This is a genomic window from Rickettsia tamurae (assembly GCF_000751075.1).
GTDB lineage: Bacteria > Pseudomonadota > Alphaproteobacteria > Rickettsiales > Rickettsiaceae > Rickettsia > Rickettsia tamurae.
This window is the reverse complement of sequence record NZ_CCMG01000008.1, coordinates 127,460-144,385: the sequence shown is the minus strand read 5'-3', so window position 1 is coordinate 144,385 and position 16,926 is coordinate 127,460. Positions and strand designations below refer to the sequence as shown.

The window sequence follows — 16,926 nt, the reverse complement described above, 5'->3', positions numbered from 1 at the left end:
AGGTATTGTTGCATGGATAGCAAATCGTCATTGCGGGCGACTAAAAGGAACGTGGCAATCTCAGGACTTTAGCATGAGATTGCTTCGTCAAAACTTGCAGTTTTTCCTCGCAATGACGGTCTGGTATCCACGCAGGCAATGACATTCACTGACTATTTTTTAAAACTCGCAATTACCGGTATATGATCTGAAGGTTTTTCTTGAGTCCTTAGATTATAATCCATATAGCAATTTTCTAAATAGTCAATAGTATTATTACAACCAAGGATCATATCAATCCTCATACCTTTATTTTGTTCAAAACACCCGGCTCTATAATCCCACCATGAAAATTCTTGTTTACATGGATGCATCAATCTATATAAATCCTCAAACCCGGAATTTAGAATAGTACGTAATTTTTTTTGTTCAATCTCAGTAAAACAAGTAGTTTCAGCAAGTAGCTTAGGTGAATATACGTCTATATCGAACGGTGCAATATTGAAATCACCGCCAATGATAGTTTTTTCGTCAAAAGATTTTTTAGTTGATAGATAATTAATAAAATTATCATAAAATGCTAGCTTTGCTACAAATTTATCGCTACCGACAAATGAACCGTTAGGAGCATAGAGCGAGATTATATTACAGAATCCTATAGGTAATGATAATTTTATTTCTAAGAATCTTGCTTGATCACTGTAGTAATTATTCGGAAAATCCTTAATTATTTCATCGGCAGGAAATTTTGAAATTATAGCAACGCCGTTATATGATTTTTGTCCGTGAACATAAAAATTATAAGGTAGATCGGATAATTCATCAAAAGGAAATTTCTCGGTTTCGCATTTTATTTCTTGCAATAATAAAATATCCGGATTTTCTTTAGATAAAAAATTACGCAATAAATTAAGTCTTGTTTTTATGGAATTAATATTCCAAGTAACTATCTTCATGTTTGTTTTTCTAAGCTTGTGTTTTCATTACGGAATCGCCACTCAAGAAAACCAAAATGATAAGCTAAAAGATTAGTAATGAATGCTCCGGAAATTACTATAATCATTGAATATTTTATGGTATTGTAATTTGGATTACTGCCGTACATATCTAATAATACGCTAAAGGCTACACCCCATAATATACTTATTTCAATACTCACTCCTCTTGGTATTCTCTTAATTGAATGTTCTTTCATAATAAAATCTCGTAATATCGCACCGCAATTAGCTGTAATAAAAGCAAAAAACGGTCCCCAAAAACTTAGAGGCTCGATTTTGTGAATAATAACCATTGCAACTCCTATAATTATAAAAGTTGCTTGTCCGAATGAATCGCAAATTGCTACTATATTATTTAGTGATTGTTCTAAATAATTATCTTCAGTAATCTGTTTATTATAATAGCTGAATAATTTAATAATTGTAAAACTAAGTAAAACTACTATAAATATATAATAGAAATAAGAAGGAGTAAAATAGAAGTTTAAATGTCCGGTATCATGATTTACTATTAAGTCGAGTATTATACAGCTACTAATAGACGGTAATACTGCAAATAAAAATGTACCGAATAAAGTACTATTTTTTCTGCTACTTAAAATAATTCCTGAAAAAGCAAAAGCAAGGCAGCCAAGTAATCCTATAATATGACACCAACGAGAATCTATAGATTTAGGTAATAGAATATGGTATATGTATGTCTTAATAATTTTTTTATATTCGTTACTTGTAAGAAAATCATCTATCGCAAAATTAAATTGCTCAATTATATTTAAAGATACGGTTTTTTTGCTAAACATCAAATGTATAGGAGTTTTAATATTTAAAGGAACTTCTAATATGTTCCTGTCTATCGCTCTTCCGAGTATATTAACGGAACCGACTATTCTACCACTAATAAAACCGTCAATTTCTTTCTTTATTATTCCATTTACTAATTCTATATCATTTTGATATATTTCAATTATATCCCGATTTTTCTCATTATATAAAAAATCCGTAAATTTAGGGTCTCCGTATACGGTACCTTTCACTATTCCTAAATGAAGATTAAATAAGCGTATTTGTGCTGTTAGTTCATTAACATTTTGAAAATTTAACTTTTTGGCAAGTGGTTCAATAATAAATAATGATAGTTCTTCTAAGCGATAAGGTTTTGAAAAATGAGCGTAGTTACTTCTCTCAGCAGTATAAGTAGCTCCTGCAGCCATATCGGCATTGCCGCTTTGAATATCTAATTGATCTTGATACCAACTATCTTGATTATACTCAATATTGATACCTATTTTTGCGGCAATAGCGTTAATTAATTCTATATCCATACCGGAAACGGTAGTGCGACCGTTTGAAGTAGCAATTAAGTATTGGTAAGGCTCATTTACATACCATGCATTTATCAAAGTTTTTTTATCGGCTGTCCCTTTGCATTCTAAAATTGCTTGTTGTTCGTTTGTACCTATGCTCAAAGCATAAAAATTTTTAGAAATGAGAAGTATAAAAATAAAAAGCTTTAAAATTTTCATGGTTTGTATTTTTTAGAATTATGTTTTGTCATTCCTGCGAGAGCAGGAATCTAGTAATTTTTAATGTCATCCCGCAACTTGATTGCGGGATCTCAGGATACAGCCTGTGATACAAGATCCTGTGGTCAAGCCACAGGATGACATTTTTAATTACGAACTACTTTAATTTCGCCGTCAGAAAATTTAATATTAAAAATTTTTTCATTTGCAGCAGTAATTTTAGAAGATAAAAAATTACCCGTTTCTCCTTTAACTATAACAAAACCTCGTTTTAATACGTTATGATAATCAAGGCTTGCAAGTAACGTGCTATTTAATTCTAATTTATACTCAAAATTTTTCAAAGTATTATTTGCCGATTTTGATAGATAAGCTGTTTGATGTGTTAATTCTAATGTTTTGTAATTGAGTATTTTAGCAGGGTTAACTCTTTCTTTAGAAAAAGATTTAAGCTTTGTTTCTTGTAGTTCAATAAAGCACGGTAAAGCATCTAGTAAATTAAAACTGGTTTCGTCTAGTAATTGTTGCCTATTATTTATATAGTGAGAGAGATATCTGTGTATTTTATCGTAATTTACTATATTTTGTTCGTGATATTTAATTAACCGGCTAGTATTATTCAATAATATTTTTTCATAAGATTGTAGAGTATTATTTAAAATAGATTGTACCGGTACGGCAAATTCTGCGGCAGCAGTTGGCGTCGGAGCTCTTTTATCGGCTACTAAATCTATTAAAGTATAATCCACTTCATGGCCTACTGCGGAAATAATAGGAATTTTTGAGTTATAAGCGGCACGTACTAATATCTCATCGTTAAATGACCAAAGATCTTCTATAGAACCGCCACCTCTAGCAACAATTATAACACTTGGTTTATTTATCTCTTCTAAATTGTTAAATCCTTCAATTGCTTCAGCAATTTCATTGCTGGAATTTTCGCCTTGTACGCTAACCGGCCATATTATCATCCGAGTTGGGAAACGTTCGCGAATGCGATGAATAATATCTTTAATAACAGCACCGGTTATTGAAGTGATAACGCCTATTTTATCAGGTAAAAAAGGTATAGGAATACGTTTCTTATTAAATAGTCCCTCTTTTTCTAAACGAGCTTTGCGTTCATTTAGAATTTGCAACATAGCACCAAGTCCTGCAGGTTGCAAATTATCTACCGATAATTGATAGCGTGAATTACCTGCATAGCTTGAAAGCTTGCCGCTAATCACCACTTCCATACCGTCATTTAAAGGAAATTTGATTTTAGCAAGAATAGGACGCCAGCAAGTACAGGCTAAAATAGCGGTATTTTCTTTTAAGTTAAAATAAGCATGACCTGAGCTTGCTATTTTTAAACCTGAAATTTCTCCTTTTATCTTAATATAGCTAAAATTATTTTCTAATAATTCTTTAATTTTATTAGAAATCTCACTAACTGAAAACTCTTTAGTTGCTTGATTTGCAATGAAATTGTCTAGCATTTTATTAGTACTTGGTTTTTTGAGCTGAGAGTGGCTTTGTTGCATGGTTCTTGAAAAACGTTCCGATGTCATCCCGTGGCTTGACCACGTTATGACAGTAGTGGAATCGATCCACGCAACAATGTCCACTCGCAATGACGGTTATCATCTCCATAGAATAATCTTGCACTGCAAAAGAGCAAGCAAAATTTTTTATTATTTGATATATTGCTAATAGCTTGCTATTATTTTTTACTATTAAAATATATTTATTAATATAAATGCTACTGCGAATAATATGCTTGCTTATTATCATAATATTTTCTTTGGTAAGTTTTGCCGATCTTTCTAAGAATGGTCAAAATATTAAAATAAGCAATATGATAGCCGACTTCGTAGAGTATAATGAAAGTCAGGATTTGATATATGCTAAAGGTAATATAAGAATTATCACGGATGAGTATTTATTAACGGCAGATAATTTACTTTATGATATAGAAAACGATATTTTATGGGCAGAAGGTAATATCCGAATTAAGGATAAACAAAACCGGATAATAGAGGGAGACAAAGCGGTTTTAAAAGATGAATTTAAGAAAGGTATCATATCGGAATTCATTTTGCTTTCCGGTGATAATAATCTTTTAATTGCTAAACTTGCCGAAAGAATAGATGAAAATAATCTTAAGCTGCACCATGCCGAATTTACCCCTTGCGATGTTACTTGTAATAGAAACCCTATTTGGCAAATTGCTGCTAAGGGTACTTATATTCATTCCGAAGAACATAGAGTAGTTTATAAAAACGTATTTTTTGAAGTATATGGCGTACCGATTTTTTACTTACCGTATTTTTTCCATCCGACTCCTACGGCACCTGCAACTTCCGGATTATTAGTGCCTGACGTCAAAAATAAAGGGTTTGGTATCCCTCTATATCTACGTGCAAAACCTAATATGGATTTTACTCTCACTCCAAGGATTTTTAGTAAATATCAAACTTATGAGCTAGAAGCACGCTATCGCCCGAATGATACCGATAATATGAATTTTCAAGGTAGTTACGGTGAATTACCGTATTTTCTAAAAAAAGACGGAAGTGTAGTGAAAAATAAAAAAGTTTCTTCTTATCATTATATAGCAAGCGGTAATTTTATTAGTACCGATAAAGTTTATGATTACGGTTTCAGGGTGGAACGTACATCGGATAAAGCTTATTTAAAAAATTATTATAATAACTACGCTTCATATTTAACTTCTAAAATATTCTTAAATAAAATTCATGAGACTGATTATTTTTCGGCGGAAGGATTAAGTTTTCAAGGCTTAGGTAGTAATGATAGTAAATATACCGATCCTCTAGTATTACCGAAAATCAATACAAAAAACGTGATAAATTTGAATGATAATGACAACAGCCATATCGTTGTTGAAAATAATACGTTAATGTACAAAGAAAGAATAGGAAAACAACTTGCTAGAACCTCTTTACAATTATCCTTTATGCATAATGTGCTGACTTCTTCAGGGCAAATTTTTGATTTTGTAGCAAAAGATAGAGGCGATTTTTATCTTGCTAGACGGGCTTATTTAGATAAGCCGAGAGAAAGTAAATCATTTCAAAGGAATATACCGGAATTGCAAACTTTATGGCGTTATCCGTTAGTAGGTAATATAACAAAAACGATAAATTTACTTATTGAGCCGGTAGTTTCTTTTACTATGGGACGTAAACTATCTAAGAAAGATAAAAAATTTGTTATAATTGATCCTGCTAAATATGAATTATCCGAAAAAAATATCTTTTTATCCAACCGTTATAGCGGTATTGATTGTCATGATTTCGGTAATAGATTAAGTTACGGCTTAAATACTAGTATTGCTAAAGAAGAAAATTATTTAAAATTATTTTTAGGACAGTCGCGTAATACAAGATATAGTATAGATTTGCCTGCTGATAATACGGAAAATGTAGGGCAGGTTCTAGGTAATCTTTCTGATAATTTAGAAGTGTTTTATAGCTTTCGGAAAGATAGATATTTCAGACCTATTAGAGATGAAGTGGGAGGAAATTTTAACTATGATAAGATTAACTTTCTAGGTAGTTTTATTCAGCTTACCAATCTTAAAAAATATTATTCCGTAGAAAGTATAAAGGTTTCAAATAATAGAGTGCGACAATTTTATGGGGACATGAATTATCAGCTAGAGGAAAATTGGACTATAGGCTTTGGTGCACGTATTGATCTCTCTAGACGATCTCCAAATTTGCTTACTCGAACTATTAGGGTGACATATGCGAAAGATTGTGTTAGAATTACTGCAAAGATTTATTCCGATTATCTAGCCGATGGAAGTAGAGGAATCAAAAAGACTACCTCTTCGCCGACTATTTCTATCGGTTTAAAAGTTTTAAACATGTGAGTATACTCGTTTTATTTGAAAAATTTGCTACGTCGTCTTATAAGTTTTGCGGTGCTCACGTACTAAATGTACGCTCCGCTCCTTGACTTATAGACTCCTTGCTCTTTTCCAAATAAAACTTCGTCTACTTACTGGTCACTTATTCAGAGTATCACATGAGAAAATTATTATTAATCATTACCGTTTTTTTTACTTTTAATGTAGCACAAGCATCATTACCGAATATAGTAGCATCCGTAAATGATGAACCTATTACTCTTAATGAGTTCCGTGCTAGAAAAAAAATGATTATGGCACTAAATAATGTTGAAAGTCTAACGCCTGCTCAAGATAAGCAGCTAAGTGACTTAGCAATCAAGAGCTTAATTGACGAATCTTTGCTTTTTCAATATGCCGGAGATAGAGAAATTCCGCAAGAAGAGATAGATAACGCTATTAAATCTATTGAAGATCGTAATAAAATGCCTCACGGTTCTCTTCTTCAGTATCTAAAAAGCAGATCGGTTAATCCTGATAGTTTTATTTCCCAAATTAAATCCGAGTTGATTAAAATGAATATTTTATCAAGTCTATCAAGATCGGTACAAGTAAGTAATAAAGAAATAGATGTCGCAATTTTATCTAGCGATCAAAAAGACGTAGAAGTTTCAATGCAAGTATTTATATCTAAAGATGGTGGTAATAAAGCGTTTACGCAGATGAATAATTTGAAAAATCGACTAAAAAAATGTGCGGATGTTAAAAAATCGTTTTATGATAATTTTGCTACTATGCAAATTATTACCGATAAGCTTAGCAAGATAGAAGGCGTAAAACAAACTATTGTAAAGGACTTAACTCCTGATAAAGCAAGCAATGTTTTTGAAGTAAATAACAAATTTGAAATAATATTAGTGTGCAGCAAAAAAATCTTAAATGTTAATGAAGATGAAAATAATTATGTAGTAAACTTCCTAACCAATAAAAAGATTTCGCAAAAAGCACAAAAAATGTTTGAAAATATGCGTAAAAAGGCAGCTATAAAAATAATGTTGCCATCTTGAGGTACCTGTTTTTCGTCATTGCGAGGAGAGGCAAAGCCTCGACGCGGCAATCTCAGGATTTTATACTATTTCATGAGATTGTCACGCTCCTTTCAGTCGCTCGCAGTGACGATGAAAATCGATTCATGCAACTTTTTTAGCTAGAACAGCATTACTCCATGCTTCCTTCAATTGCAAAACATGCAGCATCTCATCAAATTAATCCTCTTAAAAAGCACGGACAAAATTTTATTTTTGACAGTAGCCTATGTGATAAAATTGTACGTGCGAGTAACCTTGCAGAAAATAGCCGAGTATTAGAAATAGGACCAGGCACCGGAGGGTTAACTAGGTCAATATTGCAAAAAAAACCTGAATCCTTAACTGTTATAGAAACAGATGAGAGATGCATCCCGCTCCTTAATGAGATTAAAGAATATTATCCTAATCTAAATATTATTAAACAAGATGCGCTTAAAATAAATTTAACCGATTTAAGCTATGATATAGTCAATTCAGTTGGATTTGCATACAAGGAGCGAGAAGCGAAGCCTATAACTAATAGGAGAGTGACGAGTAACGATGTAGGCGAGTCCAAATCAATTGACTATAAAGTAACTATAATTTCTAATTTACCGTATCATATAGGTACTGAGTTAGTGATTAGATGGCTGAAAGAAGCACGACTAATTACTAATATGACGCTAATGTTACAAAAGGAAGTAGTAGAACGTATTTGTGCTATGCCATCAACTAAAGCATATGGCAGGTTATCGGTAATATGTCAGTTAATTGCTAAAGTGGAAAAATGCTTTGACGTAGCACCGACTGCTTTCTATCCACCTCCTAAAGTATATTCTGCGATAGTCAAACTAATACCTTTAGAAAATCCGCCGTCTATTGCTCTGATAAATAAAGTTGAGCAAATAACAAAATTTGCTTTTGCAGGACGACGGAAAATGATCAAGTCATCACTGAAAAATCTTGTACCTAATATACATGAAGTATTAACTCAGTTGAAAATCAATGATAATTATCGTGCTGAAAACCTTACCCCTCAAGATTATTTGAAAATTGCTGAAATATTATAAGCTTGCATCATTCAGCTTTATCTAACTTTTTTGCTTCTGCTTCTTGCTGTAGTTTATATTCTGCTGCTTTTTCTTCTATATAGTTAAAAAAGAAATAACAAAATGTTAAAAAGCTAGTTAAAATGATTGCAAACGTTATTAATATTAACTTAAGTTCTTTTTTAGAGTTTTCAGCTTTTAATCGTTTTTCCTCTTCTTCATCAATTATAAACTCAGGTAATATATTTGATTCTTCTTTATTTTCCATGTGTTACCATATCTTAAGTTTATTAAAAATTAATGATAGAGTTTAAATATCATTTAAGTAAGTTATGGTATAAAGATACTTAAAATAAGTCAACAATTTTTAATTATTAGTTGTGATTTAATATGACTGGTGCTTTTTAAAATAATTTTCTAATAGACTAGACAGTTTTGAAATTAGTTATTCTTCTTTCTTGAGTTTCTGATTTTGTTTTTGGGAAATCTACATTATCTTAGCCAAGTGTATGAAAGTGTTTAAGCTTTCTTCGTCGTCTTTGGTCATTATATAAGGTACTTTGACATATATAAGCATTTGATGTGTTTTGTCCGATATTTTATTTTTCTCTAAAAACGCATATAATTTGTGAGTATTGTTATGTTCATCTTGTATACTAAACGCTTTATTTGCTGCAACTGATTTATCGGATTTTGATATAAAATCATTAATAAAATAGTTTAAAGAATCTCTAAATAATTCGCTTAATTGCTCATCATTTCAAGTTCTTCATATGATAACGATCTTGCGGTTTTCAACTTAAAATATGATTTAATCATTTCAAGGGCAGAATATCTATCGCAGTTATTATTAAGAATTTGCTGTTTATAAAAAGATATTTTGTTCATCATGGTCTAGTACCTCAAGAAAAAAAGTATGAAGTAGAACATATAGGGCAAATATCTAAAGAAAGTTGCGAAATATCTTAACTTCTTACATTCCACTACATGTGAAGTGCGTTAAGTTGCACTTCATTTCTCTATTTATCGTATAAGGCGAAAAATCCTATTGACTTTTATATAAAACAGTATAGATTTCTTTACAATTTAATTTTTTGTAAAGAAATTATGCTGACCTATAAAAAAGCAAGTAAGGTTAAATAGAGAACAGCGAGAAGCGGTAGGATTATTGTCTATTGGTACTTTTTTAGAGTATTTTGATCTTCTATTATATGTTCATATGGCAGTATTACTCAACGATATATTTTTTCCAACTTCAGATCCTCAAGTTGTTTTCTTACTTTTTGCTTTTGCCTTTTGTTCTACATATATTTTGTAGACCTGTAGGGGCAATAATTATAGGTTATATTGATCACTTAGGACGTAAATCTACTGTAGTTATAACAACTTATAATTATGGCTTTATCTTGCTTTATAGTGGCAATTTTACCTACATACGCTGAAATAGGGGTAAAAGCAGCTTGGATTGTTACAATGTATAGAATTGCTCAAGGTTTTTCGTCAATGGGTGAAACTGTAGGAGCAGAACTTTATCTAACAGAGCTTATAAAACCACTGGCTCAATATCCGGCAGTAGCTTTAACTTCTGTTTTTACTTCGTTAGGAGGGATGGGAGCATTGTTTGTAGCATATTTAACAACTACGATAGGAGCAAATTGGCGATATGCTTTTTGGATAGGTATAGGTATTGCAATGATTGGAGGATTAGCTAGAACACGCCTCAGAGAGACGCCTGAATTTGCTGATGCAAAAAGAAGAGTAAAAAATATACTTGAAAAAGCTAATTTAGATATAAGCAAATTAGAAGAAAATCCTTTATGGAACCAGAAAGTGAGTATAAAAACTTCCTTAGCTTTATTTTGTATTCAGTGTGCAGGTCCTGTATGTTTTTATTTTATATACGTACATTGTGGAAATATTTTAAAAAATTCTTTTAACTATACTCCTGCACAAATAATCCATCAAAACTTTTTAGTTTCTATAGTACATGTTGCTAGCTACATAATAATAACATATTTAAGCTATTACATTTATCCTTTAATTATACTAAGAGTAAAAGCAATTATATTTGGAATTTTTATACTGTTATTTCCATATTTATTAAACTTAATAGTACAAGCGGTTTTGATATATTATTAATTCAATCATTTATAGTTTTATTCAGATTTGGTGATACACCAGCAATGCCTATATTTTATAGACATTTCCCAGTATTTAAACGCTTTACTTATACCAGTTTTATATATGCTCTATCCCGTGCTATGATGTATGTTCTTACTTCTTTTGGGTTTATTTATTTAACAGAATTTTTCGGACATTGGAGAATGTTAGTAATTATGATACCTATAAGCATAGGGTTTATGTTTGGATTAAATCACTTTGAAAAACTCGATAAAACAGAAATTGATTTTAATCAAAAAATAGGTCTTTCAATTGCATAGCTTTTAAAACATAATTTTATAAATTCTTGTTCTAATTCACACACATCAAAAGACACTGCAAGTGATAAAAAAGATTGTAACGTTTCTTCAACAATTTTTTTTATTTTCTCAGGTGATTTAGCACTTATAGTTTGCATATTATGCATGCGATCAAAGAATTTAATTATTAATGCACTTTCATTAATATCCTTTATTAATAAGTCTAAGCTTTCTGCTGCACTAATTTTTCCATAAGGCTTAACCCTAGTTAACCCTTCTACGTGTTTTGCTACTTCTATCCCAAAAGTTTCGGTAATTATTTCTTTAGTAAGTTCTGTATCCTCAATTGTATCGTGTAACAATGCCGCTTGCATTATAACATGGGTAAAAAGTTTACTAGCTTCATTTGCTACAAATTCTGCTACCATAATCGCCACCTCAATCGGATGAGAATAGTAAGGATCGCCTGATTGACGCATTTGCGAACCATGATATTTATGAGCGTAGTAGATACCTTTTTTGACTTCCTCTATATCAACAGGATTTTTTACTTTAGTGTTTAAATATTCGAGTTTATCAATCAGCTTTTTAGTGTAAACGCAAACTTCAAACTTTTCCTTCCAAGAGCTTAAATCTTCCATAAAAGTTATTTCTTATTTTTGTTAATAATAGTTGATTACAATTAAAGTAAAAATTAAAAAGTTGCAATAATAAATAATTTTTAAATCCTAAAGAAGTATTAATAATTTTAACTTTTGGTATTTTAGCTACTATCATTCTGTTTTATTAGTTGCTTTGGCTTCTTGTTCTTGCTGTAATTTATACTCTGCTTCTTCTTCTGCATAATTAAAAAAGAAATAACAGAAAGTTAAAAAACTAGTCAAAACTATTCCAAGAGTTATTAGTATTAACTTAAGCTCTTTCCTTGCATTTTGAGCTTTTAATTTCTTTTCTTCCTCTTCATCAATATAAGACTCAGAGGTTAAAATTCCTTCTTCTTTATTTTTCATATTTTAACTCTTTAAAATTAGCTTATATATTAATGATAGAGTTTAATTATCATTTGAGAGAAGTAATTTATAGGGGGAATTAAAAGAAGTCAATAAATATAATTGTTAATTGTAATAATTATATATTTAATAAATCTATCTTACTCAAAAATACGGTTTTTTCTATTTACTAGGTAAATATGCATTAGCTCTTGAGGCTTGCAATGAAGCCATTAAGTTAAATCCTGGTTATTCTAAAGCATATAACAATAAAGGTATTGCTTTATACTATTTAGGTAAATACAATTTAGTTCTTGAGTCTTATAATAAAGCAATTGAACTTGATCCTACAGTTTTATGTAAATGCTCGTCTAGTAGAGATTAATTAAATAGCATTAACTCATCCATCGGGTTCGCTCATAATACTCGTGCTAATTCTTACTAATACCTCAGGATTATAGCTATGGCTAAATAACAATACCGGTAATTCTTCTATATCTAAAAACTCGTATAAATCTTCTTGAAAAAGACATAAAATTTGAAGCATTATATTTTTGTTAATACTATTAAAATAATACTAAAACATAATTGTATCTTTTGCTTGTTCTGATACTGAAAAGTTATTTTATAATAAATTTACAAAATGTTTTAGTGCAGTCTCTCGTCAAGCTCAAAGAAAGCTTAAGTTATTAAATTCGGCTATTAATAATTTATGTTCTCCTCCTGGTAATAATCTTAAATCATTAAAAGGTGATAGAGTAGATCAGCATAGTATTCGTATTAACGATCAATGGTGTATATGTTTTACTTGGCATGACGGAAACGCCCATAATGTTGAAATTGTTGATTACCATTAAGGAGGTTATATGCACCAATTACTAGATCTTGTAACGCCTGGTGAGGTATTAGAAGAAGAATTCATGAAGCCTTTAAATATAAGTCAAAACAGGTTAGCTCGTGATATTGATGTACCGCCTAGCCGTATCCATGCAATAGTACACGGTAGAAAATCAATTACTGCTGATATGGCATTGCGACTCGGTAAGTATTTTCAAACCTCGGCTCAAATGTGGATTAACCTACAATCGCATTATGATTTAGAGGTTGCAGAACGTAACGAGTGGTCTCATATTAAACATCGTATTCGTACTATGGAAGTAGCAAGAAAAGCTAGTTGATTATTTCCTAGCAACGGCAAAAGATTCAGGGTGTTTGATAGAAATGTTCGGTTTTTCTGTTTGTTTTAAGTGACCACGCAACACAGCATTATAGCTGATTCTTTTTACTACTTCACTTGATGCGTCACGCTCAAGTTCTGCACCCGTAAGTAGGACTGTTTAGTAACTACAACAAACTTTAGAACACAAATAAACTATACTTTTATTATGCAACAAAATTTATCAGAATTAGCTAATTGTTTTGAATAGCATGGAATATAATACAGAGAACCTTAAACTCTGCCTTGTCCTAATTTTTTAAGCTGCGTATTTTTAAGGATTGTTGTTGTAAAATATCCTTTTTGTTTGTTAATCTAGTACTTACCATTCCTACCGGAATTGTTTTTGCCTAGATTCTACTATTGTAAATACTTCTCATAAGTTCTAATATATACCGCTAAATCATAATTGCTATTAATGGGCTTTGGTAATATATCGTTTTTTACTAATTGCTGAATCCTATGAGTAGTTAATCCTAATGTTTTAGCTATGTCGGATAGTTTGTAACTATTGGTAATACTCATGATTTACGTTAAGGATCTTTTTAGTATATAAATTATTTCTGCATATCTAATAGTAATTGTTTTCTAGTACTTGCATCTGGATTATCAGGGTCCAATTCTAACGCTTTATTAAATGATTTGAGGGCTAAGTTATATTTTTTCCAATTAAATAGTGTAACACCTTTATCAATATGAGGTGTAGGATTATTAGAGGCTAATTCTATTGCTTTATCAAAAAACTCTAATGCTAAATCATATTGTTTTAGTTGCCTTAAAATTTGTGCTTTATTATGATAAGCATAAGGATGAGTAGGGTTTAACTCTATTGCTTTTGAGTAAGCATCTAAAGCCAAGTCATATTTTTTTAGCTTAACTAATACCATACCTTTATTAAGATATGCATGAAAATGTTTTGGATTTAATTCTATTGTTTTCTCAAATGCTTCAAGTGCTAGTTCATTCTTGTTAGGAAGTGCTGAATTTAAATTAAAGAACATCAGCCTCGCGCCATGTTCCATGTATGCTTCAGTGTTGCTAGGATCTAATTCAAGAGCCTTATTAAACCATTTAAGAGCTGCCTTATACTTTCCTAACTTTTCTAATGTTCTACCTTTATCATAATAAACTTTAGGGTCATTAGGATTTAATCTTATTTTTATACTATACAGTAAGTTTTGGGTTATATTGATTAACGATATTATCATTTATAATACATATTAACATTTACAACTTATTAAAATGTTAATTATACTCTATAAACTAATTATTAAAAAGTGTTATCTAGCAAAGGTAACCCAAGTTTTGATAATATTGGGTCTTTATTAAATCCTTTAGGATTATAGCTGAAAGTTGAGCCTTGTACGTTTTAATTTTAATGGTACCCGCGGCCGGACTTGAACCGGCAAGAGCTTACGCTCCACAGATTTTAAGTCTGTTATGTCTACCATTCCATCACGCGGGCAAGATCAGTGTATAGTATATTGTATACTATTTAATTCACGGTGATAGGTTAATAAAAAAAATACAAAAAAGCAAGTACTTTTATCGTTAATATATTAGTCTGATATGAAAAAGTTATTAAACACCTTTAAAATAGTTAGTTTACTCATTAATTTATTAGATAATTAACTTAAATAGTGACAAAATAGTAATAATATGATAGATTAGTTTCAGAAAGTAATACTTTCTTTTGCATGTTATTGACATGTTTATTGACAAATGCCGCAAGGTAAGGTAGTTTTGCATAATGAATTTTATCGGCTCTTATATTTAAGTAAGGCTTAAAGTAAAATTTAAGTTTTAGTTATTATAAGCGTGTGTTAAGTTCAAATAAGTAATTTCTATCTAATAAAGGTTTTTATGGCTACAAATATAGTAGGTAAAGTTAAGTGGTATAATTCTACGAAGAATTTTGGATTTATTGAACAGGAAAATGGCGGCAAAGATGTGTTTGTACACAAATCAGCCGTAGACGCAGCAGGTTTACATAGCCTTGAAGAAGGACAAGATGTAATTTTTGATCTTGAAGAAAAGCAAGGAAAAGCCTATGCTGTTAACCTCAGAATTAAATAAATTTTATAATACCAAAAGAAGCTATCCAAAATTGTTTATAATTTAGGGTAGCCTAGTCGTTTTTATCAAAATAGTAAATATTTTGTTTTTGTCTTATAATAACCTATATAATTTAAGTATAATAAATTATACAATAGACCTTTTGCATAATTTGTCTTATAAAAGGAATTAAGAGATTTCTACTTTACGCAAGCGTACTATAGTTAAGTGCGTGAGGATGAGAGGATAGAGTCGATGTCTTAATTATCTTTAGAAATGGGCTATGTAAGAGGTCTAATCAATAATGTGCATATTTTGATTTAAAACTATATTGGATTATATAATGAAAAATTTTAATTTATCTGAAGAATTAATTATTGCTCTTGAGACAATGAATATCACTGAGCCGACTGAAATACAAAAGCAATCGATTCCGGTTGCAATAGCGGGGTCGGACATACTCGCCTCTAGCCAAACAGGTTCAGGAAAAACTCTCGCTTATTTATTGCCGTTAATTGATTCATTTATTAAAAATAAAACTACTGCTTTAATTCTTGTTCCGACTAGAGAACTAGCAACACAAATACACAGTACTTTAAATAAAGTAACTACATCCTATAAAATTAATAGTGCAGTTTTGATAGGCGGTGAACCGATGCCTAAACAATTTATGCAATTAAAAAAGAATCCGAAAGTGATTATCGGTACGCCGGGGCGTATTATCGATCACTTAAATAGGGGAAGTCTAAAAATTGATCGCATAGGTATAACTGTACTTGACGAAATGGATAGAATGCTTGATATGGGGATGAAAGAACAGTTAGAAGAAATCAATAAATTTTTACCGGAAAAAAGACAAGTTTTAATGTTTTCCGCTACTATGCCAAAACATATTATTGCTCTTTCTCAAAAATATCTAAACAATCCGGTACGTATTACGGTAGGTGCTACTAATAAAGCAGCTGCAGAAATAAAACAGGAATCATTACATATTTCTGATAAAGAAAAATTTAGTGAATTAACTAAACAACTTGGTAATAGGGAAGGATCGGTAATTATTTTTGTGAAAACTAAACGCTCTGCCGATCAACTAGCTAAAATGTTGAAATATGAAAATCATAAAGCAGAATCTATACACGGTGATTTAAGTCAGCATCAACGTGAAAGAGTAATTTTATCATTTCGTAAGTCAAACCATAGAATAATGGTAGCAACTGATGTAGCGGCTCGTGGGCTTGATATTCCTCATACACAGCATGTTATTAATTATGATTTACCTATGTGTCCTGAAGATTATTTACATAGAATAGGTAGAACGGGTAGAGCAGGGGCTACCGGACATGCGTTGTCTTTTATTTCTCCTGGTGATGTTATTAGATGGCGTGCAATCGATCGTCTAGTAAATAAAGGAGAATCTACGCCACGTAGTGAGTTTAGAAGTGATAAAAATAATCGTAAAAGATCATTCGGTAAAAGAGCCGGCGGTGACGGTAAAAAGTTTAATTCTTTTGATAGTAGCCGTAAAAGAACCTTTGACGGTAACAGCTACGGTAATAAAAGAAAGAAAGTATCGTAGTTTAGATTTACGTCATTGTGAGTGATCTTTGATCGCGTGGGTGGTTATTACATTGTCACCCCCCGTGGGCTTGACCACGGGGTCCAAAAAACAACTTAAAATACTAATATTATTAGTATTTTAAACTGGATCCCGCGATCAAGTCGCGGGATGACAGAAGTGGAATTGATCTATGCAGCAACGCCGGTCAAGTCG

19 protein-coding genes, 1 tRNA gene and 1 pseudogene are annotated in these 16,926 nt (G+C 31.1%); 10 read left to right on the top strand and 11 right to left on the bottom strand.

What is annotated here, in order from left to right; genetic code table 11:
* Positions 1–152: 152 nt before the first annotated feature.
* The 3 genes from xth to xseA all read right to left on the bottom strand — a co-directional run bounded on the left by xth (position 153) and on the right by xseA (position 3,981).
* Positions 153–935: an exodeoxyribonuclease III gene (gene xth, locus MB29_RS02610; protein WP_032138924.1), complete on the bottom strand. Its 783-nt coding sequence runs from the start codon at positions 933–935 to the stop codon at positions 153–155.
* Entirely contained in the window at positions 932–2,500 is a 1,569-nt protein-coding gene (locus MB29_RS02605; RefSeq protein WP_032138923.1) for a transporter substrate-binding domain-containing protein, read from the bottom strand. The genes xth and MB29_RS02605 overlap by 4 nt, the downstream gene beginning before the upstream one ends.
* Before the next feature lie 146 nt (positions 2,501–2,646).
* The gene (xseA, locus tag MB29_RS02600; protein ID WP_032139049.1) at positions 2,647–3,981 is read right to left on the bottom strand and encodes an exodeoxyribonuclease VII large subunit; all 1,335 of its coding nucleotides are present in this window, start codon (positions 3,979–3,981) and stop codon (positions 2,647–2,649) included.
* A gap of 260 nt (positions 3,982–4,241) precedes the next feature.
* On the opposite strand from xseA, the gene MB29_RS02595 reads away from it, so the two are divergent.
* The 3 genes from MB29_RS02595 to rsmA all read left to right on the top strand — a co-directional run bounded on the left by MB29_RS02595 (position 4,242) and on the right by rsmA (position 8,496).
* Complete coding sequence (locus MB29_RS02595; protein WP_032138922.1) at positions 4,242–6,383, top strand: LPS-assembly protein LptD; 2,142 nt, start codon at positions 4,242–4,244, stop codon at positions 6,381–6,383.
* 155 nt (positions 6,384–6,538) lie between these two features.
* Positions 6,539–7,426 carry a SurA N-terminal domain-containing protein gene (locus MB29_RS02590; protein WP_032138921.1) on the top strand — a complete coding sequence of 296 codons (888 nt, stop codon included), beginning with the start codon at positions 6,539–6,541 and terminating at the stop codon, positions 7,424–7,426.
* Positions 7,427–7,584: 158 nt separating this feature from the next.
* Positions 7,585–8,496: a 16S rRNA (adenine(1518)-N(6)/adenine(1519)-N(6))-dimethyltransferase RsmA gene (gene rsmA, locus MB29_RS02585; protein WP_032138920.1), complete on the top strand. Its 912-nt coding sequence runs from the start codon at positions 7,585–7,587 to the stop codon at positions 8,494–8,496.
* A gap of 7 nt (positions 8,497–8,503) precedes the next feature.
* On the opposite strand, the gene MB29_RS02580 is transcribed toward rsmA, so the two are convergent.
* A complete protein-coding gene (locus MB29_RS02580; RefSeq protein ID WP_032138919.1) occupies positions 8,504–8,743 on the bottom strand; it encodes an RP671a family tick cell line-upregulated protein in 240 nt (79 codons plus the stop codon).
* 219 nt (positions 8,744–8,962) lie between these two features.
* Positions 8,963–9,363: pseudogene (locus tag MB29_RS13680) on the bottom strand (hypothetical protein); the annotation flags it as partial.
* A 507-nt stretch (positions 9,364–9,870) separates the two neighbouring features.
* Here MB29_RS13680 and MB29_RS13675 point away from each other — a divergent pair.
* Together MB29_RS13675 and MB29_RS13670 are read left to right on the top strand one after the other, a co-directional pair.
* Positions 9,871–10,614, top strand: coding sequence for an MFS transporter (locus MB29_RS13675; RefSeq protein ID WP_324607271.1), 744 nt, complete (start codon positions 9,871–9,873; stop codon positions 10,612–10,614).
* A gap of 44 nt (positions 10,615–10,658) precedes the next feature.
* The gene (locus tag MB29_RS13670; RefSeq protein WP_324607270.1) at positions 10,659–10,916 is read left to right on the top strand and encodes a hypothetical protein; all 258 of its coding nucleotides are present in this window, start codon (positions 10,659–10,661) and stop codon (positions 10,914–10,916) included.
* Here MB29_RS13670 and MB29_RS02570 read toward each other — a convergent pair.
* Together MB29_RS02570 and MB29_RS02565 are read right to left on the bottom strand one after the other, a co-directional pair.
* Positions 10,889–11,536, bottom strand: coding sequence for an HD domain-containing protein (locus MB29_RS02570; protein ID WP_032138918.1), 648 nt, complete (start codon positions 11,534–11,536; stop codon positions 10,889–10,891). The two genes, MB29_RS13670 and MB29_RS02570, sit on opposite strands and share 28 nt — an antisense overlap.
* A gap of 132 nt (positions 11,537–11,668) precedes the next feature.
* The gene (locus MB29_RS02565) at positions 11,669–11,905 is read right to left on the bottom strand and encodes an RC1041 family protein (protein ID WP_032138917.1); all 237 of its coding nucleotides are present in this window, start codon (positions 11,903–11,905) and stop codon (positions 11,669–11,671) included.
* Positions 11,906–12,038: 133 nt separating this feature from the next.
* On the opposite strand from MB29_RS02565, the gene MB29_RS09870 reads away from it, so the two are divergent.
* A complete protein-coding gene (locus MB29_RS09870) occupies positions 12,039–12,269 on the top strand; it encodes a tetratricopeptide repeat protein (RefSeq protein WP_084686823.1) in 231 nt (76 codons plus the stop codon).
* A gap of 15 nt (positions 12,270–12,284) precedes the next feature.
* Here the strand turns inward: MB29_RS09870 and MB29_RS11355 are convergent, their stop codons facing one another.
* Positions 12,285–12,431: a hypothetical protein gene (locus MB29_RS11355; protein WP_215426184.1), complete on the bottom strand. Its 147-nt coding sequence runs from the start codon at positions 12,429–12,431 to the stop codon at positions 12,285–12,287.
* 37 nt (positions 12,432–12,468) lie between these two features.
* Between MB29_RS11355 and MB29_RS14070 the strand changes: the two genes are divergently transcribed.
* Both MB29_RS14070 and MB29_RS02560 read left to right on the top strand, forming a co-directional pair.
* The gene (locus MB29_RS14070) at positions 12,469–12,741 is read left to right on the top strand and encodes a type II toxin-antitoxin system RelE/ParE family toxin (RefSeq protein ID WP_084686821.1); all 273 of its coding nucleotides are present in this window, start codon (positions 12,469–12,471) and stop codon (positions 12,739–12,741) included.
* Positions 12,742–12,750: 9 nt separating this feature from the next.
* A complete protein-coding gene (locus tag MB29_RS02560) occupies positions 12,751–13,062 on the top strand; it encodes a HigA family addiction module antitoxin (protein WP_032138916.1) in 312 nt (103 codons plus the stop codon).
* Positions 13,063–13,460: 398 nt separating this feature from the next.
* Here MB29_RS02560 and MB29_RS11350 read toward each other — a convergent pair whose 3' ends face one another.
* The 3 genes from MB29_RS11350 to MB29_RS02550 all read right to left on the bottom strand — a co-directional run bounded on the left by MB29_RS11350 (position 13,461) and on the right by MB29_RS02550 (position 14,565).
* Positions 13,461–13,625: a hypothetical protein gene (locus MB29_RS11350; RefSeq protein WP_215426183.1), complete on the bottom strand. Its 165-nt coding sequence runs from the start codon at positions 13,623–13,625 to the stop codon at positions 13,461–13,463.
* Between the two features lie 32 nt (positions 13,626–13,657).
* Positions 13,658–14,308, bottom strand: a complete 651-nt coding sequence (locus MB29_RS09860; protein ID WP_084686758.1) for a tetratricopeptide repeat protein — start codon at positions 14,306–14,308, stop codon at positions 13,658–13,660.
* A 171-nt stretch (positions 14,309–14,479) separates the two neighbouring features.
* Positions 14,480–14,565: transfer RNA gene (locus MB29_RS02550), tRNA-Leu, on the bottom strand.
* Positions 14,566–14,963: 398 nt separating this feature from the next.
* Between MB29_RS02550 and MB29_RS02545 the strand changes: the two genes are divergently transcribed.
* Positions 14,964–15,176, top strand: a complete 213-nt coding sequence (locus tag MB29_RS02545) for a cold-shock protein (RefSeq protein ID WP_008579233.1) — start codon at positions 14,964–14,966, stop codon at positions 15,174–15,176.
* A 322-nt stretch (positions 15,177–15,498) separates the two neighbouring features.
* A complete protein-coding gene (locus MB29_RS02540) occupies positions 15,499–16,731 on the top strand; it encodes a DEAD/DEAH box helicase (RefSeq protein WP_032138915.1) in 1,233 nt (410 codons plus the stop codon).
* Positions 16,732–16,926 lie beyond the last annotated feature (195 nt).

Excerpts from the sequence above, each read along its gene's own strand:
- MB29_RS02565 (WP_032138917.1), bottom strand. The coding sequence starts at position 11,905 with ATGAAAAATAAAGAAGAAGGAATTTTAACCTCTGAGTCTTATATTGAT.
- MB29_RS02560 (WP_032138916.1), top strand. The coding sequence starts at position 12,751 with ATGCACCAATTACTAGATCTTGTAACGCCTGGTGAGGTATTAGAAGAA.
- MB29_RS02580 (WP_032138919.1), bottom strand. The coding sequence starts at position 8,743 with ATGGAAAATAAAGAAGAATCAAATATATTACCTGAGTTTATAATTGAT.
- MB29_RS02595 (WP_032138922.1), top strand. The coding sequence starts at position 4,242 with ATGCTACTGCGAATAATATGCTTGCTTATTATCATAATATTTTCTTTG.
- MB29_RS02540 (WP_032138915.1), top strand. The coding sequence starts at position 15,499 with ATGAAAAATTTTAATTTATCTGAAGAATTAATTATTGCTCTTGAGACA.
- MB29_RS02605 (WP_032138923.1), bottom strand. The coding sequence starts at position 2,500 with ATGAAAATTTTAAAGCTTTTTATTTTTATACTTCTCATTTCTAAAAAT.
- xseA (WP_032139049.1), bottom strand. The coding sequence starts at position 3,981 with ATGCTAGACAATTTCATTGCAAATCAAGCAACTAAAGAGTTTTCAGTT.
- MB29_RS02590 (WP_032138921.1), top strand. The coding sequence starts at position 6,539 with ATGAGAAAATTATTATTAATCATTACCGTTTTTTTTACTTTTAATGTA.
- MB29_RS02570 (WP_032138918.1), bottom strand. The coding sequence starts at position 11,536 with ATGGAAGATTTAAGCTCTTGGAAGGAAAAGTTTGAAGTTTGCGTTTAC.
- MB29_RS11350 (WP_215426183.1), bottom strand. The coding sequence starts at position 13,625 with ATGAGTATTACCAATAGTTACAAACTATCCGACATAGCTAAAACATTA.
- MB29_RS11355 (WP_215426184.1), bottom strand. The coding sequence starts at position 12,431 with ATGCTTCAAATTTTATGTCTTTTTCAAGAAGATTTATACGAGTTTTTA.
- MB29_RS13675 (WP_324607271.1), top strand. The coding sequence starts at position 9,871 with ATGGCTTTATCTTGCTTTATAGTGGCAATTTTACCTACATACGCTGAA.
- MB29_RS09860 (WP_084686758.1), bottom strand. The coding sequence starts at position 14,308 with ATGATAATATCGTTAATCAATATAACCCAAAACTTACTGTATAGTATA.
- xth (WP_032138924.1), bottom strand. The coding sequence starts at position 935 with ATGAAGATAGTTACTTGGAATATTAATTCCATAAAAACAAGACTTAAT.
- MB29_RS13670 (WP_324607270.1), top strand. The coding sequence starts at position 10,659 with ATGCCTATATTTTATAGACATTTCCCAGTATTTAAACGCTTTACTTAT.
- MB29_RS02545 (WP_008579233.1), top strand. The coding sequence starts at position 14,964 with ATGGCTACAAATATAGTAGGTAAAGTTAAGTGGTATAATTCTACGAAG.
- rsmA (WP_032138920.1), top strand. The coding sequence starts at position 7,585 with ATGCTTCCTTCAATTGCAAAACATGCAGCATCTCATCAAATTAATCCT.